The sequence below is a fragment of the Variovorax glucosi genome (genome assembly GCF_051216695.1).
Lineage (GTDB): Bacteria > Pseudomonadota > Gammaproteobacteria > Burkholderiales > Burkholderiaceae_C > Variovorax.
Genome location: NZ_JBPJZE010000004.1, coordinates 426,637 through 449,794, shown reverse-complemented (window position 1 = coordinate 449,794; position 23,158 = coordinate 426,637). Strand labels below are relative to the sequence as shown.

Annotated in this window: 27 protein-coding genes; 9 read left to right on the top strand and 18 right to left on the bottom strand. The window is 65.0% G+C overall.

Translation table 11 applies throughout. The annotated features are described in order from the left end of the window. Positions 1-18 precede the first annotated feature (18 nt). Positions 19-1,527: a M16 family metallopeptidase gene (locus ACSFA3_RS20500; protein WP_435507332.1), complete on the bottom strand. Its 1,509-nt coding sequence runs from the start codon at positions 1,525-1,527 to the stop codon at positions 19-21. Positions 1,528-1,556: 29 nt separating this feature from the next. Between ACSFA3_RS20500 and ftsY the strand changes: the two genes are divergently transcribed. The 3 genes from ftsY (at position 1,557) to rpoH (ending at position 4,578) form a co-directional block, all read left to right on the top strand. Continuing rightward, complete coding sequence (ftsY, locus tag ACSFA3_RS20495; RefSeq protein ID WP_435507331.1) at positions 1,557-2,693, top strand: signal recognition particle-docking protein FtsY; 1,137 nt, start codon at positions 1,557-1,559, stop codon at positions 2,691-2,693. 27 nt (positions 2,694-2,720) lie between these two features. Continuing rightward, positions 2,721-3,461 carry an ABC transporter substrate-binding protein gene (locus ACSFA3_RS20490; RefSeq protein WP_435507330.1) on the top strand — a complete coding sequence of 247 codons (741 nt, stop codon included), beginning with the start codon at positions 2,721-2,723 and terminating at the stop codon, positions 3,459-3,461. 175 nt (positions 3,462-3,636) lie between these two features. Beyond that, positions 3,637-4,578, top strand: a complete 942-nt coding sequence (rpoH, locus tag ACSFA3_RS20485) for an RNA polymerase sigma factor RpoH (RefSeq protein ID WP_435507329.1) — start codon at positions 3,637-3,639, stop codon at positions 4,576-4,578. 51 nt (positions 4,579-4,629) lie between these two features. On the opposite strand, the gene ACSFA3_RS20480 is transcribed toward rpoH, so the two are convergent. After that, a complete protein-coding gene (locus ACSFA3_RS20480; RefSeq protein WP_435507328.1) occupies positions 4,630-5,019 on the bottom strand; it encodes a type II toxin-antitoxin system RelE/ParE family toxin in 390 nt (129 codons plus the stop codon). Then, entirely contained in the window at positions 5,016-5,288 is a 273-nt protein-coding gene (locus tag ACSFA3_RS20475; RefSeq protein WP_435507327.1) for a ribbon-helix-helix domain-containing protein, read from the bottom strand. Before ACSFA3_RS20475 ends, ACSFA3_RS20480 begins: the two co-directional genes overlap by 4 nt. 95 nt (positions 5,289-5,383) lie before the next feature. Here ACSFA3_RS20475 and ACSFA3_RS20470 point away from each other — a divergent pair, with 95 nt between their 5' ends. After that, complete coding sequence (locus ACSFA3_RS20470; RefSeq protein ID WP_435507326.1) at positions 5,384-6,376, top strand: Bug family tripartite tricarboxylate transporter substrate binding protein; 993 nt, start codon at positions 5,384-5,386, stop codon at positions 6,374-6,376. A 23-nt stretch (positions 6,377-6,399) separates the two neighbouring features. Here the strand turns inward: ACSFA3_RS20470 and ACSFA3_RS20465 are convergent, their stop codons facing one another. The 5 genes from ACSFA3_RS20465 to ACSFA3_RS20445 are packed head-to-tail and all read right to left on the bottom strand — an operon-like array spanning position 6,400 to position 10,820. Next, the gene (locus ACSFA3_RS20465; RefSeq protein ID WP_435507325.1) at positions 6,400-7,035 is read right to left on the bottom strand and encodes an SCO family protein; all 636 of its coding nucleotides are present in this window, start codon (positions 7,033-7,035) and stop codon (positions 6,400-6,402) included. A 26-nt stretch (positions 7,036-7,061) separates the two neighbouring features. Continuing rightward, entirely contained in the window at positions 7,062-7,976 is a 915-nt protein-coding gene (gene cyoE / locus ACSFA3_RS20460; RefSeq protein ID WP_435507324.1) for a heme o synthase, read from the bottom strand. Next, positions 7,973-9,151: a COX15/CtaA family protein gene (locus ACSFA3_RS20455; protein ID WP_435507323.1), complete on the bottom strand. Its 1,179-nt coding sequence runs from the start codon at positions 9,149-9,151 to the stop codon at positions 7,973-7,975. Before ACSFA3_RS20455 ends, cyoE begins: the two co-directional genes overlap by 4 nt. A 20-nt stretch (positions 9,152-9,171) precedes the next feature. After that, positions 9,172-9,852: an SCO family protein gene (locus tag ACSFA3_RS20450; protein ID WP_435507322.1), complete on the bottom strand. Its 681-nt coding sequence runs from the start codon at positions 9,850-9,852 to the stop codon at positions 9,172-9,174. Then, entirely contained in the window at positions 9,849-10,820 is a 972-nt protein-coding gene (locus ACSFA3_RS20445) for an SURF1 family protein (protein ID WP_435507321.1), read from the bottom strand. Before ACSFA3_RS20445 ends, ACSFA3_RS20450 begins: the two co-directional genes overlap by 4 nt. A 36-nt stretch (positions 10,821-10,856) precedes the next feature. Between ACSFA3_RS20445 and ACSFA3_RS20440 the strand changes: the two genes are divergently transcribed. Continuing rightward, positions 10,857-11,078, top strand: coding sequence for a twin transmembrane helix small protein (locus ACSFA3_RS20440; RefSeq protein ID WP_435507320.1), 222 nt, complete (start codon positions 10,857-10,859; stop codon positions 11,076-11,078). Positions 11,079-11,158: 80 nt separating this feature from the next. On the opposite strand, the gene ACSFA3_RS20435 is transcribed toward ACSFA3_RS20440, so the two are convergent. The 8 genes from ACSFA3_RS20435 to ACSFA3_RS20400 all read right to left on the bottom strand — a co-directional run bounded on the left by ACSFA3_RS20435 (position 11,159) and on the right by ACSFA3_RS20400 (position 17,471). Next, positions 11,159-12,040, bottom strand: a complete 882-nt coding sequence (locus tag ACSFA3_RS20435) for a cytochrome c oxidase subunit 3 (RefSeq protein ID WP_435507319.1) — start codon at positions 12,038-12,040, stop codon at positions 11,159-11,161. A gap of 68 nt (positions 12,041-12,108) precedes the next feature. Further along, positions 12,109-12,327 carry a DUF2970 domain-containing protein gene (locus tag ACSFA3_RS20430; RefSeq protein ID WP_435507318.1) on the bottom strand — a complete coding sequence of 73 codons (219 nt, stop codon included), beginning with the start codon at positions 12,325-12,327 and terminating at the stop codon, positions 12,109-12,111. Beyond that, entirely contained in the window at positions 12,324-12,950 is a 627-nt protein-coding gene (locus tag ACSFA3_RS20425) for a cytochrome c oxidase assembly protein (RefSeq protein ID WP_435507317.1), read from the bottom strand. The genes ACSFA3_RS20430 and ACSFA3_RS20425 overlap by 4 nt, the downstream gene beginning before the upstream one ends. After that, entirely contained in the window at positions 12,951-13,067 is a 117-nt protein-coding gene (locus ACSFA3_RS20420) for a cytochrome oxidase small assembly protein (RefSeq protein ID WP_435507316.1), read from the bottom strand. Positions 13,068-13,073: 6 nt separating this feature from the next. Beyond that, positions 13,074-14,726 carry a cytochrome c oxidase subunit I gene (gene ctaD, locus ACSFA3_RS20415; protein ID WP_435507315.1) on the bottom strand — a complete coding sequence of 551 codons (1,653 nt, stop codon included), beginning with the start codon at positions 14,724-14,726 and terminating at the stop codon, positions 13,074-13,076. Positions 14,727-14,739: 13 nt separating this feature from the next. Continuing rightward, positions 14,740-15,921 (bottom strand): cytochrome c oxidase subunit II, encoded by a 1,182-nt coding sequence (gene coxB / locus ACSFA3_RS20410; protein WP_435507314.1) that lies wholly within the window; start codon positions 15,919-15,921, stop codon positions 14,740-14,742. A gap of 49 nt (positions 15,922-15,970) precedes the next feature. After that, on the bottom strand, positions 15,971-16,447 hold the full coding sequence (locus ACSFA3_RS20405; RefSeq protein ID WP_435507400.1) for a DUF2244 domain-containing protein: 477 nt from the start codon (positions 16,445-16,447) through the stop codon (positions 15,971-15,973). A 94-nt stretch (positions 16,448-16,541) separates the two neighbouring features. Next, positions 16,542-17,471 carry a biotin synthase gene (locus tag ACSFA3_RS20400; RefSeq protein ID WP_435507313.1) on the bottom strand — a complete coding sequence of 310 codons (930 nt, stop codon included), beginning with the start codon at positions 17,469-17,471 and terminating at the stop codon, positions 16,542-16,544. Positions 17,472-17,494: 23 nt separating this feature from the next. Between ACSFA3_RS20400 and ACSFA3_RS20395 the strand changes: the two genes are divergently transcribed. Next, positions 17,495-18,226, top strand: a complete 732-nt coding sequence (locus ACSFA3_RS20395) for a phosphoribosyltransferase family protein (protein WP_435507312.1) — start codon at positions 17,495-17,497, stop codon at positions 18,224-18,226. A 40-nt stretch (positions 18,227-18,266) separates the two neighbouring features. Further along, positions 18,267-18,728, top strand: a complete 462-nt coding sequence (locus ACSFA3_RS20390; RefSeq protein WP_435507311.1) for a tRNA (cytidine(34)-2'-O)-methyltransferase — start codon at positions 18,267-18,269, stop codon at positions 18,726-18,728. A gap of 6 nt (positions 18,729-18,734) precedes the next feature. On the opposite strand, the gene ACSFA3_RS20385 is transcribed toward ACSFA3_RS20390, so the two are convergent. Beyond that, a complete protein-coding gene (locus tag ACSFA3_RS20385; RefSeq protein ID WP_435507310.1) occupies positions 18,735-19,196 on the bottom strand; it encodes a MaoC family dehydratase in 462 nt (153 codons plus the stop codon). Between the two features lie 76 nt (positions 19,197-19,272). On the opposite strand from ACSFA3_RS20385, the gene kefF reads away from it, so the two are divergent. Both kefF and kefC read left to right on the top strand, forming a co-directional pair. After that, positions 19,273-19,938, top strand: a complete 666-nt coding sequence (gene kefF, locus ACSFA3_RS20380; protein WP_435507309.1) for a glutathione-regulated potassium-efflux system oxidoreductase KefF — start codon at positions 19,273-19,275, stop codon at positions 19,936-19,938. Between the two features lie 18 nt (positions 19,939-19,956). Further along, a complete protein-coding gene (gene kefC / locus ACSFA3_RS20375; RefSeq protein WP_435507308.1) occupies positions 19,957-21,786 on the top strand; it encodes a glutathione-regulated potassium-efflux system protein KefC in 1,830 nt (609 codons plus the stop codon). A gap of 19 nt (positions 21,787-21,805) precedes the next feature. On the opposite strand, the gene ACSFA3_RS20370 is transcribed toward kefC, so the two are convergent. Continuing rightward, positions 21,806-23,128, bottom strand: a complete 1,323-nt coding sequence (locus ACSFA3_RS20370) for a D-amino acid dehydrogenase (protein ID WP_435507399.1) — start codon at positions 23,126-23,128, stop codon at positions 21,806-21,808. Between the last annotated feature and the right edge of the window lie 30 nt (positions 23,129-23,158).

The window sequence follows — 23,158 nt, the reverse complement described above, 5'->3', positions numbered from 1 at the left end:
ATGGGTCGGTTCTTTCGGTCAGCGCATGGCGCCGGCTGCGCCTTCGGACGGCGGCGGGCGGCGTTTCTTGGTCGGGTCGAGCGGAAGCGGACGAAGCGTGGCGACGGTGAGCTGGTCGTCGCCGAAATACTTGCCGGCCACCGACTTCACCTGTTCGGCCGTCACGGCTTGCAGTTTGGCGATCAGCCGCGCGCTGGCATCCAGCGGCAGGCCCTGAATCCAGTTCGCCCCCAACTCGCGCGCCTGCGACATCACCGAATCGAGCTTGTAGGTCTGGCTTGCCACCCATTGCGTCTTGACGCGCGCCAGCTCGGCAGCGCCGACGCCGTCCTTTGCCACACGGGCGACTTCCGCGCGCAATGCAGCTTCGACCGCTTCGGCCGTCTTGCCGGCAGCAGGCACGCCTTCGAGCTCGAACAGCTGAAGACCGCGCGATGCGAGACCGCCGTACGAACCGGCGGAATCGGCGACGCGATCCGGCCCCTGCGTCAGCGCGCGGTCGAGCCGGGCGCCAGGATAGCCGTCGAGCAACGCCGACAGCACGACCAGCGCGAGCGCATCGTCGCTCTCCGTATTGCCGGTGCCCGCCGCTGCGGAAAGGCTGGCCGGATCGAACTTCGGCGCGCGGAACGCCAGCGCCACATAGGCCTGCTCGGCCGGCGCCTTGAACTCGATGCGCCGGATGCCGCGCTGCTCCGGCTCCTCGCGCGGCTTGCGCGCCGGCACGGCGCCCGACGGTATGCGCCCGTAGGTCGATTCGGCCAGCGCGCGCACCTTGTCGACATCGACATCGCCGGCCACCACGACCACCGCGTTGGCGGGAACGTACCAGCGGCGATGGAAATCGCGCACGTCGTCGGGCGTCATGGCGTCGAGATCGCTCATCCAGCCGACGATCGGCCGGTGGTATGGCGAAGCGATGAACACGGCCGCGTTCTGTTGCTCGCCGAGCAGCGCGCGCGGCTGGTCTTCGGTGCGCAGGCGGCGCTCTTCCTTGATGACCTCGATCTCGCGCTTGAATTCGTCGTCCGGCCACTGGTTGTTGGCGAAACGGTCGGATTCCAGCTTCATGACGTCGGGCAGTTTCGCCGACGGAATCTGCTGGTAATAGCCGGTGTAGTCGCGGGTGGTGAAGGCGTTTTCCTGACCGCCGAGCGCCGCCACCTGGCGCGAGAACTCACCCGGCTTTAGCCGCTTGCTGCCCTTGAACATCATGTGTTCGAGCGCGTGCGCGACGCCGGAAGTGCCGTCGACCTCGTCGATCGAGCCGACGCGCACCCAGACCATGTTGACTGCGGTCGGCGAACGGCGGTCGGGCTGCACGATCAACGTCATGCCGTTGGCGAGCGTGAACTGCTGCGCACGGACCGGGCTGGCAGTGCCGGGCGGCGTAACGGCCATGGACGCCGTGGAAGGCGATGTCGGCGTCGGGGAAGTTTGCGAGAAAGCGGGCGATGCACAGAACGCCAGAAGCGCAATGGCCGTCGCTACGCCGGACGCCGTACGGCGATGCAGGGGGTGTTTCATAGAATGGGTCGGATTGTAAAAAAGCACCGATGTTCAGTTTCTTCAAGAAAAAACCACAGCCCGATACGACAGCAGCCCCGCCGGCACCGGCTGCGGATTCTGCTTCACCGGTTGTAGCCCCTGTCGCATCCCCGGCAACTCCGCCCGCCGAGCCGGCGCGGTCGAAGTTCTCGCCTGCCAGCTGGTTCCAGACGCCGGAGGTTCCACCGACACCGGTCGCGCCTGTGGCGCGCCCTCCCGCGTCGACCGTCGCCTCGACCGAGCTGGAACGCAAAGGCTGGATGGACAAGCTCAAGACCGGCCTGCGCAAGACCGGCACCGGCATCCAGGCCGTGTTCGTCAACGCGCAGATCGACGACGCGCTGTACGAAGAGCTGGAAACCGCACTGCTGATGGCCGACACCGGCGTCAAGGCAACCGAATTCCTGCTCGAGGACCTCCGCCGCCGCGTCAAGTCCCAGATGCCGCGCGATGCGCAGCAGGTGCGCGTGCTGTTGGCGGACGCCGTCGCAGATTTGCTGAAGCCGCTGGAAAAGCCGCTGGTCATCGGCAAATTCATGCCGACCGTGATCATGGTCGCGGGCGTCAACGGCGCCGGCAAGACCACCTCCATCGGCAAGCTGACCAAGCATCTGGCGACCGAAGGCGCATCGGTGCTGCTGGCCGCCGCCGACACATTCCGTGCTGCAGCCCGCGAACAGTTGCTGATCTGGGCCGACCGCAACACGGTGGAAATCGTCAGCAACGCAGGCGGCGACCCGTCCGCCGTCAGCTTCGACGCGGTGCAGGCCGGCAAGGCACGCCGCAAGGACGTGGTGCTGGTAGACACCGCCGGCCGCCTGCCGACGCAGCTGCATCTCATGGACGAGCTCAAGAAGATCAAGCGCACGGTGACCAAGGCGGACGCCACGGCGCCGCACGAGGTGCTGCTGGTGATCGACGGCAACACCGGACAAAACGCGCTGTCGCAGGTGAAGTCCTTCGACGAAGCACTCGGCCTGACCGGGCTGATCGTCACCAAGCTCGACGGCACCGCCAAGGGCGGCGTGCTCTGCGCCATCGCCCGCGAACGGCCGATTCCGGTGTATTTCATCGGCGTCGGCGAAAAGCTGGAAGATCTGGAAACCTTCAATGCGCGCGAGTTCGCGCAGGCGCTGCTGGGCTGATAGCTGGACTGTTATCTGGAGAACTTCATGTCGATCGATGCATCCCTGATTTCCGTCTTCGCGCCGACCGGCACGCTGCGCGCTTCCATCAATCGTGGCAATCCGATCCTGGTGAACAAGGATTCGGCCGGCGGTGAACCGACCGGCGTGTCGATCGACCTGGCCCGCGGTTTCGCGGAGCGTCTGGGCGTGCCGATGGAGCTGGTTGTCTTCGACTCTGCCGGCAAGTCGGTGGACGCCGTCACCGATGAAAAGGCCGACATCGGCTTCTTCGCGATCGATCCGCTGCGAGGCGCGGGCATCGCTTTCACCGCGCCCTATGTGCTCATCGAGGGCGCGTATCTGGTCCGGCAGGATTCGCCGTTGCAGGACAACGCCGAAGTCGACCGCGCAGGGCGCCGCATCGTGGTCGGCAAGGGCAGTGCGTATGACCTGTATCTGAGCCGGGAGCTGAAGAACGCGGAAATCGTGCGTGCGCCGACCTCGCCGACCGTGGTTTCGACATTCGTCGAGCAAGGCGTCGAAGTGGCCGCAGGCGTACGCCAGCAACTCGAAGCGGACATCCGCGATCTGCCCGGCATGCGACTCCTGCCGGGACGCTTCATGGTGATCCAGCAGGCGATGGGCGTGCCGAAAGGCCGTGGCGAGGCAGCTGCCCGCGCGCTGCACGCTTATGTCGAGGAAATGAAGTCCACCGGCTTCGTGTCCGACGCTCTCCGACGTCATGGCATCGAAGGCGCTGCGGTCGCACCGGCCGACACTCCGTAACAGCTTCGGGGTCTCGTCGTACGAACCGACGAACGCATATCGCGTCAATATCAGTCGATGCCATCGGGGTTTTACCCGTTGCGCGTCTCGAGGGATGCTCTTTGAGAGGGAACCCTTGGCTTAGCACTCGCTCTAACCGAGTGCTAATATGTTGAATTACGAAGGAGTTTTCCCAATGACAACGCTGTCTGGAGCCTCTACGACCCATCAGCTCGCCGTCGCCAATCCATGGTCGATGGTTCCGCCGCTCGGCAATCTCGACGCCTACATCTCGGCAGCCAATCGCCTGCCGATGCTGACGCTCGAGGAAGAACAAGGTTTTGCGCGCAAGCTGCGCAGCGATAACGATCTCGAATCGGCCGGTGCGCTGGTTCTGTCGCATCTGCGCCTCGTGGTCTCGATTTCGCGCCAGTACCTCGGCTACGGCTTGCCGCATGGCGACCTGATCCAGGAGGGCAACATCGGCCTGATGAAGGCTGTGAAGCGCTTCGATCCTGACCAGGGCGTCCGGCTGGTGAGCTACGCCATGCACTGGATCAAGGCCGAAATCCACGAGTACATCCTGAAGAACTGGCGCATGGTCAAGGTCGCGACGACCAAGGCCCAGCGCAAGCTGTTCTTCAACCTGCGCTCGATGAAGCAGGGCTTCAAGGCCGACGCGGCCGCTGCCGATGCGAGCACCCACCGCGAGACGCTGAGCCCGTCCGAAGTGAGTGCGATGGCCACGCGCCTGAACGTCAAGCGCGAGGAAGTCCTCGAGATGGAAACGCGCCTCTCGGGCGGCGACGTCATGCTCGACCCTAGCCCGTCCGACGATGGCGAAGAAGGTTTCGGCCCGATCGCCTATCTTGCCGACGCTACCCAGGAGCCGACCGCGCAGCTCGAATCGCAGCGCCACGATCGGCTGTCGAGCGAAGGCATTTCCACTGCGCTCGAAGCGCTGGACGACCGCAGCCGCCGCATCGTCGAAGAGCGCTGGCTCAAAGTGAACGACGACGGTTCGGGCGGCATGACGCTGCACGACCTGGCGGCTGTCTACGGCGTTTCGGCGGAGCGCATTCGCCAGATCGAAGTGGCGGCGATGAAGAAGATGAAGAAGGCGCTGGCGGACTTCTGATCGAGTCGCCTGTCGCCCTTTAAAAAGCCCGGCCTGTGCCGGGCTTTTTGCTTATTGACGCAGTGGAGCGTCACGCCCAATCGTCGCTTGCAGCGCAGCGATCTCGCCGGAACTCAGGGCTTGAAGTTCCTTGAGTCGAACCGGGATGTTCATTCGCTCGTGAAAGAGGCCGGCAACTATTACAGATGCATGGTCACGACGAATAAAGCACACGTAATGGTGCTCGACCAGATGCAGAGAAAAATCTGTGCCTTGTGCGATCGCTTGCCGACGTGAAGGACGCGAAGCCAGGTTGTCTTTGGCAATTCCATCAAAGCCGGCGAGCAAAGCATCTCGGTAGCTTTCAGCCTGCCGCCATCCCCATCGACGCGCCGTTTCGCGAATCACCTCTTCAAAATGGGAAAGTGCCGTTCGGGTCAAGCAATACGTTGGCTGAATCATTCCCGCGATTCGGTCTTCAGGTCCTGCAGCACCCGGTCTGAAAGATCCCTGACGGCGTTAGCCAAATGCAGCCGGCCGGCATCGATATCCGCTGCCGACTTCAACAACTCATGATGCACATGATTGCGCTCCGCTTCCTTCTCCATATCGTCACGTATCAAGGCGCGGACATATTCGCTGGGCGTAGAAAAGCGCTGTGTTCCGTCGGCACGATGATCGACGAACCGGCGCATATCGTCGGGCAGGCTGACGTGCAAGCTGCTGGTCATTGAAGTTCTCTCTCGGTGGACAGTGCTTCACAATGGGTCTTGCCGCCATCGATGTCAATAGATGACATGATTTCACGCCCACATTGCACGCCTTCATGACTGCCCTCACCACACGCCGCTCGTTTAACGCACTGACTGCTGCTCTCATCCTTTCGACGGCATCCGGCACATTCGCCGCCGCTCCGCTCGATGGCTGGCCGAGCCGCCCGCTGCGCATCGTCGTCGGCTTTCCCGGCGGATCGACGCCCGACCTGACGGCGCGCATGATCGCCGAGCCGCTCTCGAAGGCACTCGGACAACCTGTGATCGTCGAGAACCGCGTCGGCGCGGGCGGCAACATTGCCGGCGAAGTGGTGGCGCACGCGACCGACAACCACACCATCAGCGTGATGATCAACGGCAACATGACGATCGCGAAGCTGCTCAACAGCCGCCTGCCGTACGACCCGCTGGCCGACCTGCAGCCGATCACGCTGGTCGGCGTGGCGCCGCTGGTGCTGGCAGCGCCAGCGAACGCACCCGGTGCGACGGCCGGCGACTTTCTCGCGGCCGCCCGCGCTTCCGGCTCGGCCTGGAGCTACGGCACGCCGGGCGTCGGCACGGTCGGTCATCTGGGGATGGAGTTGCTCAACGGGCAGCTCAGGGCGCAATCGGTGCATGTGCCCTATCCCGGTTACCCGCAGGTCATCAACGGGATCATCGGCGGCCAGTTGCAGTGGGCGCTTCTGCCGCCGGCACTGGCGATGGCACAGGTGCGAGCCAGCAAGCTGCGGGCCATCGGCGTGACATCGGCTGTGCGAAGCACGCTGGTTCCGGAGTTGCCGAGCCTCGCCGAACTCGGTGTGCCGGGCTTTCAGCTGGAGATCTGGAATGCCGTCGCGGCGCCGAAATCGATGCCGAAACCCATTGTCGACAAGCTGGCCACGTTGATCGGCGAGATCGTCCGCAAGCCGGATGCGCGCAGCAAACTGTTCATGCAGGGCTGGCAGGCGGTCGGCTCGTCGCCGGAGGGATTGGCGAACCGGATTAAGGCCGACACCGCACTGCTCGGCGGTGTGATCAAGGCGCGCGGCATCACCGCCGACTGACGCCGGACGTCCGGTCGGTCGGTCTACGCCTGGCCGATCAGCGTCTTCACGTCCGCCACCATCGGCGCAACGCCGGCACCGTAACGCGCATACAGACGCAGCCGGCCCTGCGTGTCGTAGACGTAGCTGGCGGCGGAATGGTCCATCGTGTAGCTGGTGGGCGTGGTGCCGTCGACCTTCTTGTAATAGAACTTGAAGTCCTTGGCCATGGCGGCAAGCTGCTCGGGCGTAGGAATCAGCGCGATGAAGCTGGGGTCGAAGGCGTTGGTGTAGGCCTTCATGACCGTGGGCGTGTCCCGTGCCGGATCGACGGTGACGAACACGACCTGCAGCTTGTCGCCGTCGGCGCCCAGCTGCTGTCTGACCTGCGCCATCTCGACCATGGTCGTCGGACAGACATCCGGGCACTGCGCGTAGCCGAAGAACAGCACCACGACCTTGCCTTTGAAATCGGCCAGCGTGCGCGGCTTGCCGTCGGCATCGCTGAGCGCGAAGTCCTTGGCATAGTCGGCGCCGGTCATGTCGACCGCATTGAACGACGCTTTCGGTGGCGCCTCGGCCGAATCCTTGCATCCGGCCAAGCCAGCGCCCAGCAATGACGCGGCGCCTGTCCAGACAACGGCGCCGCCGATGCGTTTCAGAAAATATCGCTTGTCCATGAATCGGGCCCAGCTGTCGAACGGAATCAGAAAAGGTAATGATCGACCAGCAGCGCCGCGAAAAGCACGCTCAGGTGGATCAGCGAGAAACGGAAGGTCTTGCGAGCCAGCGCGTCCGAATAATTGCGCCACAGTGCGAACGCGTAGCCGCAGAAGCCGAAGCTCACGACAACCGCCACAGCCAGATAAAGCCAGCCGCTCATGCCGTAGATGAACGGCATCAGGCAGGCTGCGAACAGGATGAAGGTGTAGAGCAGCACCTGCAGCCGCGTGAATTCATTGCCGTGCGTCACCGGGAGCATCGGCAGACCGGCCTTCCGGTAATCCTCGACCCGGTAGAGCGCCAGCGCCCAGAAATGCGGCGGCGTCCACAGGAAGATGATGAGGAACAGGATCAGCGCTTCGGGGCCGACGTCGCCAGTCATCGCGGCCCAGCCCAGCACCGGCGGCATCGCGCCCGACGCGCCGCCGATCACGATGTTCTGCGGCGTCAGCGGCTTCAGGATGACGGTGTAGACCACCGCGTATCCGACGAAAGTCGCGAAGGTCAGCCACATGGTCAGCGGGTTGACCGTGAACCAGAGCAACACCGAACCGACCGTGCACAGCGCCGCCGAGAACAGCAGCGCCTGCCGGTCGCTCAGCTGGCCGCGCGCGGTCGGCCGCCAGGCGGTGCGCTTCATCTTGGCATCGATACCTTTCTCGACCAGGCAGTTGAAGGCCGCCGCGGCGCCCGCGACCAGCCAGATGCCGATGCACGCCAGCAGGCCGCGCTGCAGGTCGGCGAGCGACGGAATGCCCGGAACGGCGAGCACCATGCCGATCAGCGCGCAGAACACGATCAGCTGGACGACGCGCGGCTTGGTGAGCGCGTAGAACTGGCGCATCACGGAAGCCGTGGTTTCGACCTGCGGCGCGGGCGTGGGCAATGGCGTGCTCATGCGGCGCCTCCAGCTTGCCGGGCGAGCCGGCTCTCGCAAAGCGCCCAGACCAGCACGATCGCCAGCGCCGCGGCACCGCCGGTGTGAAGCACCGCGGCGGCGAGCGGCCAGTCAAGCAGTACGTTGCCGAGGCCGGTCGCGAGCTGTAGCAGCGCCAGTCCGGCCAGCCAGCGAGCCTGCGGACGCAGCGCCGGCACCTGACGATTCAATCGCCAGGCCAGCAAGCCGATCGCGACGAAGACGACGTAGGCCATCAGCCGGTGAACATAGTGAATGGCGGTCAGCGCCGAGAAATCGATCGGCGTTCCGCCTGCATCCACTCCGAGCTCGCGCCAGATCTGGAAGCCCTGCGCGAAGTTCATCGGCGGCCAGAAGCTGTCCTGGCAGGTCGGGAACTGGGTGCATGCGAGCACGGCGTAATTGGTGCTGACCCAGCCGCCGAGCGCGATCTGCCATACGAGCAGCCCTGTCGTGACGATCAGCAGCGTACGCAGCGACGATGCGATCACCGTCGGCAACCGACCGGTTGCAACCTGCGGATAGCGAACCGCCTGAATGCACAGCAACGCAAGCAGCACGATCGCGCCGAGCAAGTGGAGCGTGACGATGGCCGGGAACAGCTTGAGCGTTACGGTCAGCGCACCGAAGGCGCCCTGCAGGCAGACCCAGACCAGCGTCGCTGCCGGCCACCATGCGCTGAGTACGGCGCGACTGCCGCTTTGGCCGGCAGTCACCGGCAGCCGACGCTGACGGCGCCGCTCGATCCATGTCGCCACGGCAAGAACGAGGATCAGCACGCCGACGCCGGTCGCGAGATAGCGGTGGACCATCTCGACCCAGGCCTTGCCGTGCGTGACGGGGCCGGTGGGTTGCGCGGCCTGCGCCATCGCGATCTCATGACGGGCACCGACCGGGCTGGCGTTGCCGTAGCAGCCGGGCCAGTCGGGGCAGCCGAGCCCCGAATCGGTCAGTCGCGTGAAGGCGCCGAACATCGTCAGGTCGAATGTGAGGAAAAGCGTGAGTACGGTGAGCGCGTGAAGCCGTCGCGCCTGACCGGCACCTGCATTGCGGCTCCAGACCCAGATCAGCGGCCCCAGCGCGAGCAGGATGCCGACGACCATCAGCCAGGCGACCGGCTTCAGGTCGTACAGGGAAAGAGCGGAGTTCGTGTCCATGGTGTCGTTCGGCGACTGCGTCAGCGGCCGGGTTCGTCCCAGGACGACGAGGCGCGCAGCAGGCGGTCGAGGTCGCGCTTGGCCTGTCCGGCGCCGGTCGTGTCCATGCGCGCCGGAAAACGCATCATCCAGTTGCCGAGCGGATCGACGACGAAGAAATGTTCGGCCAGCGTGTGCCCGGCGGCCGGCGCCAGCCACTGCGCCAGCTCGGCCGGCGACACCCGCAGCACCGTCGCGCCATGCAGTCCGTTGGCCAGCCGCTCGGGCACCGGCGCGGCATCGCTGACCAGCCAGACGCGCTCCATGCGGTCTTTTTCGCGGCCCAGGCTTTCGCGCAGCTGGCGCTGCAGATACAGCTGCTGCTCGCACAGTGCGTCGCAAGCCGCATCGGCCACCGTGATCAGCAACCACTGCCCTTTGAGCGAGGTCAACGTGGTATTTTTGCCGTCAGGCGACAGCGCCACGGTCGCGGGCAGCGGACGTTGCGGATCGATCAGTTCGCCGTAGACGCGACGGCCTTCGGGACGAATCACGTAATAAGTGAAGTACGAGGCGATCACCGGCGCCGCGCAGCATGCCAGCACGATCAGCATCTTCCAGCGGCCGCTGACCGTGCGGCGGACGTTCTCGCTGTCGAGCGCCTGGTTCGGCGACGGCATCGAGTGCACCGTCAGGCCGAGGGGTTCGTCAGCAGGGTTCATCGGGGGTCGTTGGGCTGGGTGAAATAGACGGTTGCGCGTTCGCGGCGCCTTCTGAGCCACGGGGAGATCAGCTGGAACCACACATAAAGCACGGCTAAGAGCGCCGAGAGGCCGAACCACTGGAAGGCATAGCCGTAATGCTTCTCCACTCCCAGCGCCGGTGCCGGCCAGTTCCGCTGCAGACCTTCGGAAGCTCCGCCGGTCTGCTGCAACGACAGATCCGTGCGCAGCGGCAACCGGGTCTCGGTGCGAAATGCCTGCAGACTCAGATTCTGCCGGATGGGGTAAGACCCCACTGGGACCGCCGGGACGGTGTCGGGCGAAGACGCGGCGGCGGCGCTCGTGGATACGGTACTGGTCGGCGCGCTGGCCGTGATTTCCGACGCGGGAACGGCCGCTCCGGCAGGTCCAGCCGATGCGGCCGCCGATGCTGCGCCGCTTGCCGACTCTGCCTTACCCAGTTCCAGCAGATGTGCAGGCGGGGGCGCGATCAGTCCGGTTACCTCGACCAGCCCAGCCGGCGTGTCGATAGGCGCCAGCTGCGTGCGGTCGCTGAAATTGCGCTGTACCCAGCCACGCTGGACCATCACCGTCTGCTCGCTGCCCTCGATCGCGAACGGCGTCAGCACATAGAAACCCTGCAGGCCGTTCATCTGGCGGTTGTCGAGATAGACGGTCTGCGGCGCAAGCCACAGGCCGCGCAACTTGACCGGGCGGTACATCAGGTCGTTCAGTCCCGGGCCATCGGGCGGCGCGCGTTTCACATCGCCGAGCGCGAGGAACGCGTCCTGATCGATCGGCGGCAGAAGCTTCTGCGCATCGATTCCTGCCTGCAGCGCTTCTTTTTGCGCGGCGCGCGACAGCTGCCAGCGGCCGAGCGAAACCGTCGCATAGATCGCCAGGATCATCGCCAGCGTGATCACGGCGAAGCTGCCGCGGCGACGCCGGCGCGGGAGAGGCTGCGTCAATGCCGGGGACGGAGCTGCCGCCCGATAATCCGGAGCATGAAATACCTCATCGGCCTTGCGTTCATCGGCATCCTGGGAAGCCTCGGATGGGCCCTGTACTTCATGCTGAAGGACGGGCGCGATGGGCGGGCCAAAAGCGGCGGCATGGCGCGCGCGCTGACTGTCCGTATCGGCCTTTCGGTGCTGCTGTTTCTCTGCCTTCTGCTCGCGTGGCGGCTGGGCTACATCCAGCCCGGCGGCATCCCCGTCGGCAAGTAGGTCGTGCTCGTTCCAGGTCCAGCCGCGAGGCCATGAAAAAAGCGCCTTGCGGCGCTTTTCGACGGTGCCGTTCTCGACGCTCAAAGCCAGTACACCAGAACGTACAGACCCAGCCACACCACGTCCACGAAGTGCCAGTACCAGGCGGCACCTTCGAAGCCGAAATGGCGCTCCGCAGTGAAGTGTCCCTTCTGCAGGCGCAGCGTGATGAAGAACAGCATCAGCGTGCCGATGAACACGTGCAGGCCGTGGAAGCCGGTCAGCATGAAGAAGGTCGAACCGTAGGCGCCCGAATTCAGCTTGAGGTTCAGCTCGGTGTACAGGTGGTAGTACTCATAGCCCTGCACGCACAGGAAGATGCTGCCGAGCAGCACAGTGGCCCACATGAAGCGCACGCACTGCGCACGGTGGTCGGCGCGCAATGCGTGATGCGCGATGGTCAGCGTCACGCCGGAACTCAGCAGCAGCGCGGTATTTATCGTCGGCAGCCAGAACGGCCCGACGGTCTGGAAAGGCTCGACGGTGTCGGCCGGCGAGCCGGTGACACCGGCAGCAACGCTCGGCCACACGGCCTTGAAGTTGGGCCACAGGAGCGCGTTGTCGAGGCTGCCTAGCGCGGGCAGCGCATGGGTGCGCGCCCACCACAGCGCAGTGAAGAATGCACCGAAGAACATCACCTCCGAGAAGATGAACCAGCTCATGCTCCAGCGGAACGACAGGTCGATCTTGTTGCCGTACTTGCCGCTCTCGCTCTCCCCGATGGCTTCGCGGAACCACTGGAACAGCACGACCCACCACCACAAGAGCCCGAGCGCCAGCGAATATGCGCCCCACTCGTGGCCGTTGACCCACTGCCCTGCCCCCAGGATCACGAAGAACAGGCCGATGGCGGCCATGATCGGGTGGCGCGACGGCCCCGGCACGAAATAGTAGGGCGCGGTGCCGTGGGTGGTTGAACTCATATCAGCTCCTGGCTTTCTTCTCTCGTTGTCGTTTCTTCGGTGCAATGCTTCATGCCGTTGATCGGTGATCAGGTCGCAACCACGAACTTGACCAGCATGATCAAGCCGATCACAAACAGAATTCCACCGACCAGACCGACCGCCACGATATGCAGCGGCGTCAGCCTTGCGATGTCTTCGGCGTAGGCGCTCTCTTTGCGCACCCCGAAAAATCCCCATGCGACGGCCTTGATCGTGCGCAGCAGCGAACCCTTGCGTGGAGGCGTCGCGAAACCGTCGTCCTTCACGAGCGCTGCTCCGCCGGCGTGACCTGCGCCGCATCGGCTGTCGGGGCCGGAGGCGTCTTGCCACCGACCTCGAAGAAGGTGTACGACAGCGTGATCGTCTTCACGTCCCTGGAAATCTTCGGATCGATCACGAAGGCGACCGGCCATTGCTTCTTCTCGCCGGCTTCCAGCGTGTACTGGTTGAAGCAAAAACATTCGAGCTTGTTGAAGTACGGCGCGGCCTGCTGCGGCGCGTAGCTCGGAATCGCCTGTGCAGCCATGCGCCGGTTCTGAACGTTCTGGAACTCGTACATCACCGTGTTCAGCTGACCGGGATGCACCTGCATCGACCGCTGCGCCGGCTTGAAATCCCAAAGCCCGCGAACGTTGGCGTCGAATTCGACCGTGATCGTCCGTGTCATGTCGACCTGCGTGTTGCCAGGGACACGTACGTCCGAGCCGCCCGAAGCACCACCCGGCACCTGCAGCTCCGAGCGCGCAAGCACGTTGATGCCGGTCATCTCGCAGATCGCGCGGTACAGCGGCACCAGCCCGTAGCCGAAGGCGAACATGCCGGCCGCGACCACGACCAGCTTGCCGACCATGCGGACGTTCTCGCGACGGATGCGCATACCCAGGGCCATCTAGCGTCCGATCACGACCATGCGGACCATGAAACCGATGAAGAACAGCACGGCGATGGAAGCGAGCGTGAGCCCCATCCGTCGATTGCGCTTCTTCTGCTCGGGCGTGGTTGCCATGTCAGGTCAACCGATGATCTTCGACGCGGTCGCATCGAGGCGCGGAGGCGTCTCGAAGGTGTGGAACGGCGCCGGCGACGGCACTTCCCACTCCAGGCCTTCCGCACCTTCCCAAGGCTTCTGCGGTGCTTTTTCGCCCTTGCCGCGCATCGCAGGCAACACGACGAACAGGAAGAAGTAGACCTGCGCGAAACCGAAGAAGAACGCACCGACGCTGGCAACCGCATTGAAGTCCGCGAACTGCATCGGATAGTCGGCGTAGCGACGCGGCATGCCGGCAAGACCCAGGAAGTGCATCGGGAAGAAAGTGACGTTGAACGAGATCAGCGACCACCAGAAGTGGATCTTGCCGCGCGTTTCGCTGTACATCACACCGGTCCACTTGGGCAACCAGTAATAGACGCCGGCGAACATCGCGTAGAGCGAGCCGGCGACCAGCACGTAATGGAAGTGAGCCACCACGTAATAGGTGTCCTGCAGCTGGATGTCGATCGGTGCGACGGCCAGGATCAGGCCGGTGAAGCCGCCCATCGTGAACACGAAGATGAACCCGACGGCGAACAGCATCGGCGTCTCGAAGGTCATCGAGCCCTGCCACATCGTGGCGACCCAGTTGAAGATCTTCACGGCGGTAGGCACGGCGATCAGCATCGTCGCATACATGAAGAACAGCTGGCCCGTCACCGGCATGCCGGTGGTGAACATGTGGTGCGCCCAGACGATGAATGACAGGATCGCGATCGACGAGGTGGCGTACACCATCGACGCATAGCCGAACAGCCGCTTGCGTGCGAAGGCCGGCACGATCTGGCTGATGATGCCGAAGGCCGGCAAGATCATGATGTAGACCTCGGGATGACCGAAGAACCAGAAGATGTGCTGGTACATCACCGGGTCGCCGCCGCCGGCGGGGTTGAAGAAGCTGGTGCCGAAGTGGCGGTCGGTCAGCGTCATGGTGATGGCACCGGCAAGCACCGGCATCACGGCGATCAGCAGATAGGCGGTGATGAGCCAGGTCCAGCAGAACATCGGCATCTTCATCAGCGTCATGCCGGGCGCGCGCATGTTGAGGATGGTCACGATGATGTTGATCGAACCCATGATCGACGAGGCGCCCAGCAGGTGCATCGCGAAGATGCCGGCGTCCATCGAAGGACCCATCTGCAGCGTCAGAGGCGCATAGAGCGTCCAGCCGGCAGCCGGCGCGCCGCCGGGCATGAAGAACGATGCCACCAGCGTGACTGCGGCCGGGATCATCAGCCAGAAGCTGAAGTTGTTCATCCGCGCGAAGGCCATATCGGACGCGCCGATCTGCAGCGGAATCATCCAGTTCGCGAATCCGACGAAGGCCGGCATGATCGCGCCGAACACCATGATCAGCCCGTGCATCGTGGTGAACTGGTTGAACAGTTCGGGGTTGACCAGTTGCAGGCCAGGCTGGAACAGCTCGGCGCGGATCAGCAGCGCCAGCACGCCGCCGACCATCAGCATCGTGAAGCTGAACAGCAGGTAAAGCGTGCCGATGTCCTTGTGGTTGGTGGCGAACAGCCAGCGACGCCAGCCGGTCGGCATGTCGTGATGCTCGTCGTGCGCATGGTCGTCATGGGCACCGTGGGCGCCGTGGGCGCCGTGGCCGTGGGGGTCGAGAACTGCACTCATGTCTTTATTCCTTTTAGAGCTTCGCGCGCTCGACCTTGATTTCAGCCGGCTGCACCAGCTGGCCGGTCTTGTTCGACCAGCTGTTCTTGGTGAAGCTGATCACCGCGGCGATGTCGGTATCGCTCAACTGCTTCCACGACGGCATCGCACCGTTGGCCTGGCCCTTGAGCAGCACGTTGATCTGGTCGGTGTGGTCGGGGTCGAGCACCTTGGGCGAGCCGTCGAGCGCCTTGATCGGGCCGGCACCCTTGCCGTTGGCCTGATGGCAGGCCGCGCAATTGGCGGCATAGACCTTTTCGCCGCGCGCGAGGATCTCGGGCAGCGCCCAGACCTTGTTCGGATCGTCCTGCTTGGCGGCGGCTTCCTTGCGCTTGCCATCGACCCAGGCCGTGTAGTCGCCGGCCGAAACCACCTTCACGTGGATCGGCATGTAGGCGTGCTCCTTGCCGCACAGTTCCTGGCACTGACCGTAGTAATCGCCGACCTTTTCGGCACGGAACCAGGTGTCGCGCACGAAACCGGGAATCGCGTCCTGCTTGATGCCGAACTGCGGCACCGCGAACGCGTGGATCACGTCGTTGGCGGTGGTGATGACGCGCACCTTCTTGTCCACCGGAACGACCAGCGGGTTGTCGACCTTGAACAGGTAGTCGACCGGAATCTCGCCCTTGGCGCCGCTGTTGGACATCGCGCGATGCGAGCTGTCCAGCGTCGAGATGAAGCCCAGGCCCTCACCCTCGCCGTTGATGTAGTCGTAGCCCCATTTCCACTGGTAGCCGGTGACCTTGACGGTCAGGTCGGCGTTGGTGGTGTCTTTCTGCGCGACCAGCACCTTGGTGGCTGGGAGTGCCATCAAAATCACGATGATGAACGGAACGATGGTCCAGATCACCTCGACCACGACCGATTCATGGAAGTTGGCCGCCTTGTGGCCTGCGGCCTTTCGGTGCTTCCAGATCGAATAGAACATCACCGCGAACACGGCAACGAAGATCACGGTGCACAGGATCATCATGACCGTATGCAGGAAATGCTGCTCCTGCGCGATCTTGGTCACGCCGACCGGCATGTTGAGCTGACGCACCATCGGACCGCCGGCCAGATCCTCGACCGCGTGGGCCGCACCGGAGACGGTCGTTCCGGCCGCCAGCAGCAGATTCGCCAGACTGAACTTGTTGCGCCAAATGCTCTTCATCGTGTTCACTTCTTCATTTTTTCGTTAACCGACGGCTGACCGAGTCACTTCAGGCACCGCGCAGCGCCATGCGTATCTCGCGCGCCAGTGCCGCACGAAGCTCGGGGCGCACATAGCGCCCCACCTTGACAGACCGACCCTGTCCCGACACCTCGATCAGCGAACCGTCGCCGGCCTGAGGTTCGATCCGCACCTGATGCGGCAAAAACTCGGTGCGCTCGCGATGCCCGCCGTTCTCCAGTTCGATCACCAGCCGCCCGCCGGTCAGCGCGATTCGCTCGCCGTCGGTGGCGTGACGCGCATAGATCACGAAAGCGGCACCCACGGCCACCAGCTCCAGCCAGGCGAACGGCAACACGAGAGGTGCGCCGTTAAGCCAGAAAGCCGTGCCGATTCCGAGCGAAACCACGCACAACGACACGTAGAGCCAGCCTAGCTGGCTCGGTGCGACGGAGCAGTTGCGCTTCAGGATCCAGTCGGTGCTCTGGCCCGAAACGACGGCAAAACGAAACACGGAGTTCGACACGTATGTGTTCGCCAAATCGGAGCGGCGCGGGAAAATGCCCAGGAGTTCACGCTGTTGGGAATTGTAGCGGGTCGGTTACTCGGGTTGACCCGTATCAGGGCCGTCCGCGCAGGAGCATCTCGCGCATTTCCCTCAGAGAAACCGCGCTTTCGCCGGACAGCGCAACGCGCGGTGGCGGCTTGAAGGCATGGCCGTAGATGATCTCGAAGCTCAGCGCGATCCGGCCGTCGTTCTCTCCCGGAACGGCCAGGCCGGCCAGCGCCGCGCGCAATTCCGCGTGCCAGCGCCGCCCGCGGAGCGCCGGGAAACGGCCCGGATGCAGGTTGCGGCCGATTCCGCGGAGTTCGGCCAGCGCCGCTTCGGGGGTGGCCCAGGTGAGCACGATGCGCTCCATGTCCATGATCGGCTCGGCGAATCCGGCCCCCACCAGCATGTCGCCCCAGTCGTGCATGTCGGTAAATTGATGGCCGGCTGGCGGCCAGCCGAGACGCTCGTACAGCCCGCGAAGCTCGCGCACCGTGTCGGGGCCCAGGCAGGAGAACATCAGGAAGCCGTCGGTCGCGAGCCGGCGGTGCCAGGCCGCGATCAGCGCCTGCGGGTCGGCCGCCATGTGCAACGCCATGTTGGCCCAGAGCATGTCGACGCCCTGCTCCGGCAGCGGGTCGAAGCGCGCCTGCGCGCCCTGCCAGCGGCGAGCCGTCCACCAGGGCGCAGCCAGCGTGCTTGCCGTGCGGGCAGCCAGAGCGGCATCGGACTCGATCACGAAAGACGGCGCATCGCGGTACCGGCGGGCGACCAGCGCATGGGCTTCCAGTCCGCCCCGCAGCGGCGACCAGTCGGCCCATGTCTTCGGCTTCACGGTGATCCACTGCAGCCGGTCTTCCATCCGGCGACCGATCTCCTCGTGCAGCCAGGGCGACGCAAGGGTGTCGGATGCAGGAACGGCAGGCGGCGCCAGGCGCTCCCAGCGGGCTGCGGCCTCGGCATCGATGGTCGGCGGGCGCTGTGCGGATTCGGTAGGCATGGGAGCGCTCAGTATATTGAGCGATGTTTTCCGGCCGGGGCGTACGTCCTTTCTTCCCCTTTTCGATCTTCTCGCGCTGGATCGACCGCCTGCCGAGCCAGTGCGCGGTTTGCCGTGCCTGGCCGTCGCAACCGGTCTGCGATGCGTGCATTGCGCGCTTCGCCGCGCCGGTGCCGCGCTGCACCACCTGCGCTCTGCCGCTGTCGAATTTGGAAGCCGGCAATCGGTGCGGCGACTGCATCGTCCATCCGCCGCCGCTGGACGCCTGCCTGGCCGCCTGCGACTACGCCTGGCCGTGGTCCGAGCACATCGCCCGCTTCAAGTTTCACGGCGATGCCGGCTGGGCGATGCCGTTCGCGACGCTGATGCGCAGTGCGCCATGGGTTGAACTGCGCATCGAGCAGTGCGATCTGGTGCTGCCGATGCCGCTGTCGAAGGAAAGACTGCGGCAGCGCGGATTCAACCAGGCCCACGAACTCGCACGCCGGCTCGCGCCCGACAAGACCGACGCCAGATTGCTGCTGCGCACGCGCGACACGCCCGCACAGAGCACCTTGCTGCGCGCCGACCGCCTGCGAAATCTCCAGTCGGCGTTCGCCGTGGAGCCGTTGCGTCCCGATGCCGTGCGCGGCCGCCGGGTGATGCTGATCGACGACGTCATGACCAGCGGCGCGTCGCTCTTCACTGCGGCGACGGTGTTGCGGGCGGCCGGCGCATCGAACATCTCGGCGGTGGTGCTGGCACGAACGGCCTGACGCGACAGAGCGACGTTCGTTGGCACGAGACAATCGCCGCATGTTCCACATCGTCCTCGTCGAACCCGAAATCCCGCCGAACACCGGCAACGTCATCCGGCTGGCGGCCAACACCGGCTGCATGCTGCACTTGGTCGAGCCGCTCGGCTTCTCGATGGACGACCGCCTGCTGCGCCGCGCCGGCCTCGACTATCACGAGTACGCCGAAGTGCGGCGCCATGCGAACTGGCAGGCATTGCTGGATGCCGAAAAACCGTTGCCCGAGCGGATGTTCGCGCTCACCACACGCGGCACGCGGCGCGTGCACGACGTCGCGTTCGCAGACGGCGACTGGCTGGTGTTCGGCTCCGAAACCCGTGGTCTAGCGCCCGAACTGCGCGAAACCTTCGCACCGGCCCAATGGCTGCGGCTGCCGATGCGCGAAGGTCAGCGCAGCCTGAATCTGTCGAACGCTGTCGCCGTCACGGTGTTCGAAGCCTGGCGACAGAACGGCTTCGAATGAGCGCGGCTACTTGAACCGACGCACCACCGATTCCGCCACGCAAGCCGGCTTGGTCGCGCCTTCGAGTTCGATCGTCGCCTCCCACGTCAGCTGCAAGCCGTCGCCGGCGATCGGCTCGGCGGACAGCAGCTTCAGCCGTGCCCGCAATCGGCTGCCGACCGGCACCGGCGACATGAAACGCACACGGTTGAGTCCGTAATTGACGCCCATGCGCGATTCGGCGACCGTCAGCGCACTCTCGAAGAACTGCGGCAGCAGCGACAACGTCAGAAAGCCGTGTGCAATCGGTCCGCCGAACGGTCCGGCCTTCGCGCGCTCGACGTCGACGTGAATCCACTGCCGGTCGCCGGTGGCTTCGGCGAACTGGTCGACCTGCGCCTGAGTGATCGTGATCCAGTCGCTGATGGCGACTTCGTCCTGGCCGACGCATGCGGCAAGATTCTGAAGAGTCTGGAATGTCTTGGTCATGGCGCGCACTGTAGATCGGCGTGCGCCGCCTTCGTGTCGACGGCGCGACAAGCCGAAAGCGCGCTATGTTCGCGGGATGACGCCCATGACAACAGCGCCGGAAAACCGGCACAGCATCTACCTGATCGCCGCACATCCGCACTGGCGCGAGTCGCGCGTGACGCGCCGGCTCATGGCCGCTGCAGAATCCGCCGCGACAGCGGGCGCGCGGATCGACATCAACGATCTCTATGCCACCTATCCCGACTACGCCATCGACGCCGAGGCCGAACGGGGCCGCGTCGAAGCCGCCGACCTGCTGGTGCTGGTGCATCCGATCCAGTGGTACTCGATGCCGGCGCTGCAGAAGCTCTGGCTCGACGAGGTGCTCCGCTACGGCTGGGCCTACGGCGAAGGAGGCATCGCGCTTCGAGGCAAGGACCTGTGGCTGGTGGCGTCGACCGGCGCTGCGGAAGACAGCTACCACCCGCAAGGCTACAACCGCTATTTCTTCGATGCCTTCCTGCCGCCCTACGAGCAGACGGCGGCGCTGTGCGGCATGCGTTTCCTGCCGCCGCTGGTCCTGCACGGCGCGCGCAGCACCGACCGGGCGTCGCTCGAATCCCATGCCGACACCTTCGCCGATCGACTCTCGAGCTATCCGGCCTGGCCGGAGATGGACGAGTTCGGCGACTGCGCGACCTGCATCGTCCCGGCGCAGGACCGCCCCGGCACCGCGCCCATCGAAATGCCGGCAAGCTGAAAAGCATCGAGACACGACATGGAACACGCTCCCGCCTGGCTGATCAACAGCCTCATCTACCTGGGTGCCGCCGTGCTGGTGGTACCGCTGTCGCGCGCCCTCGGGCTCGGATCGATCATCGGCTACCTCGCGGCAGGCATCGCCATCGGTCCCTGGGGACTGGGCCTGGTCTCCAGTCCGCAGGACGTGCTGCATTTCGCCGAATTCGGCGTGGTGCTGATGCTTTTCCTCGTCGGCCTCGAACTCGAGCCCGAGCGTCTCTGGAGCCTGCGGCGTCCGATCTTCGGCTGGGGCTCGGCGCAGGTGCTCGGGTGCGCGGCGGTGCTGTTCGGCGTAGGCTACCTGGCGGGTGCCGAGTGGCGCGTGGCGCTGGTGGCTGCGCTGGGGCTGGCGCTTTCGTCGACGGCGATCGCGCTGCAGGTCTTCGGCGAGCGCAACCTGCTGCCGACGGTCAGCGGACAGGCCGGTTTCTCGATCCTGCTGTTCCAGGACGTGGCCGCGATCCCGATCCTCGCACTGCTTCCGCTGCTGGCCGGCGTGGGCGCGGATACGCACGAAGCCGTGACCGGCGCCGCACGCGCGCTGCAGGCGGCGAAGATCATCGGCGTGATCGCAGCTATCGTGCTCGGCGGCCGTCTGCTGCTGAGGCCGGTGCTTCGCTGGATCGCGCGCAGCAACACGCCCGAAATCTTCACGGCTGCCGCGCTGCTGCTGGTGGTCGCCATCGCGGCGCTGATGCAGTTCGTCGGCCTGTCGATGGCGCTCGGTGCCTTTTTGGCCGGCGTGCTGCTGGCCGAAAGCGAATACCGGCGCGAACTCGAGACCGACATCGAGCCGTTCAAGGGACTGCTGCTCGGGCTGTTCTTCATCGCCATCGGCATGAGCATCGATTTCGGCGTGCTGATGGCGAATCCGGGGTTGATGGCGCTGGTCGTTGTCGGCTTTCTGGTGCTGAAGTGCGCGGTGATCTACGGCCTTTCGGTGCTGATGAAGGTGCCCTACCAGCAGCGGCCGGTGTTCACGCTGCTGCTGGCGCAGGGCGGCGAGTTCGCCTTCGTGGTGTTCCAGGCGGCCGGGCCGGACGTGCTGGCGCCGGCCATCGCGTCTTTCTTGATCGCGGCGGTGGCGCTGTCGATGCTGGTGTCGCCGCTGCTGCTGGTGATGATCGACAAGTTCGTGCTGCCGCGCTACAGCCTGGGCGGCGGTGCGGCGATGGACGAAATCTCGGAGCAGCAGACGCCGAAGGTGCTGATCTGCGGGTTCGGGCGTTACGGCCAGATCGTCGGCCGGGTGATCGGCTCGCAAGGTATCAAGGTGACGGTGCTCGACCACGACCCGGACACGGTCGAAGGTCTGCGCGAATTCGGCTTTCGCGTTTTTTACGGCGATGCGACGCGGCTCGATCTGCTGCGCACGGCCGGTGCCGGCAGCGCTTTGGCGATCGTGGTGGCGGTGGACGACGTCGAGCAATCACTGGAGATCGTCGATCTGGTGCGCGAACACTTTCCGCAGGCGCGGATCGTCGCGCGGGCGCGCAACGTCGGCCATCTCTATCAGTTGCAGGACCGCAAGGTCGAGTTCATCGAGCGCGAGCTGTTCGAGTCATCGCTGCGCAGTGCGCGCTCGGTGCTCGAAGTACTCGGCTGGCCGGCGCACGAAGCACGCGAATCGGCAATGTCGTTCCGGCGGCGCAATCAGAAGCTCACCGCCGAAACCTACCCGCACTACAAGGATCGCGCCAAGCTGATTGCCGTCGCCAAGGAAGGGCGCCAGCAGTTCGCGGAACAGATGGCCAAAGAGCGAGAAGAAAGACAGCGGCGCGCCGGCACGGACTGGGACGCGCGCTGACGGTCGCCGGGATTGCCGGTCAGGTCGCCATAGCCGGGCGGGTCGAGACTGTCGCGCTGCGTCGCGTGTAGCCGCAGAACTCGAAATCGACCTCCGGCTGGCGGCCCGACATCAGCTCGGCCAGTGCCCGACCGGAACCGCAACCGTGCGTCCAGCCGAGCGTGCCGTGGCCGGTATTCAGGTACAGGCCTTCGAGGCGGCTCTTGCCGATGTAAGGCACGTTGCCCGGTGTCGCGGGACGCAGGCCGGCCCAGAAAGTCGCCAGTTCGGGCCGGCTCATGCCCGGGAAGACTTCCAGCGCGCGCTGGACGATCGCGCGGCAGCGGGCGGGATTCAGCGACAGGTCGTAGCCGTTGAGTTCGGCCGTGCCGGCGATGCGCATGCGGTTGCCGAAGCGCGAGAAAACCAGCTTGTATTCGTCGTCGGTCAGGCTGACGCTGGGCGCCTTGCTTTCGTCGAGCACCGGCAGCGTCGCCGAGTAGCCCTTGGCCGGATAGACGTCGAGCGACACGCCGGCGTCTTCGGCCAGTTGCTTGCTGAAGCTGCCGAGCGCCAGCACATAGGAGTCGGCGGTCAGCACTTCGTACATGCCGCTTTCGCTGGCGATCTCGACCCCGGCCATCGCGCCGCCGAGCTTGCGCAGCCGCTGGATGCGCACGCCGTAGCGGAACTGCACGCCGTGCTCGGCTGCCTTGCGCGCCAGTTCGGTCGTGAATTTATGCACATCGCCCGATTCGTCGGCACTGGTGTACGTAGCGCCGGCCAGTTGCGGCCGGATCGACTTCATCGCCGGCTCGATGCGCACGACTTCGTCGGCGTCGATCACCTGCCGCTCGCACCCGAGCTCGCGCATGATCCGCGCCGGCTCCAGCGCCGACTCGAACTCCTTGCCGCTGGTGTAGTAATGCAGGATGCCCTTGGTCAGATGGTCGTAGGCGATGTCGGTGTCGGTGCGCAGTTGCTGCAGGCTGGAGCGGCTGTAGGTGCCGAGGTTCAACAGCTGGATCATGTTGCGGGTCGAGCGCTGCTTGCCGCACTGGGCGAGAAACTTGAGCCCCCAGGCCCACTGCGCCGGATCGGCACGCAGGCGGAACAGCAGCGGCGCGTCTTCGCGACCCAGCCATTTGAGCAACTTGAACGGTGCCGACGGATTGGCCCAGGGCTCGGCATGGCTGACCGAGATCTGCCCGCCGTTGCCGAAACTCGTTTCACGCGCGGCGCCTGCGTTTCGCTCCAGTACGGTGACTTCATGGCCGGCCTGGTTCAGGTACCAGGCGGTCGCGACGCCGATCACGCCGGCGCCCATCACGATGACTTTCATGTTGTTTTCTCTCAGATTCAGGTTTCGAAAGGACAAAGAAAAGGGCCGGCC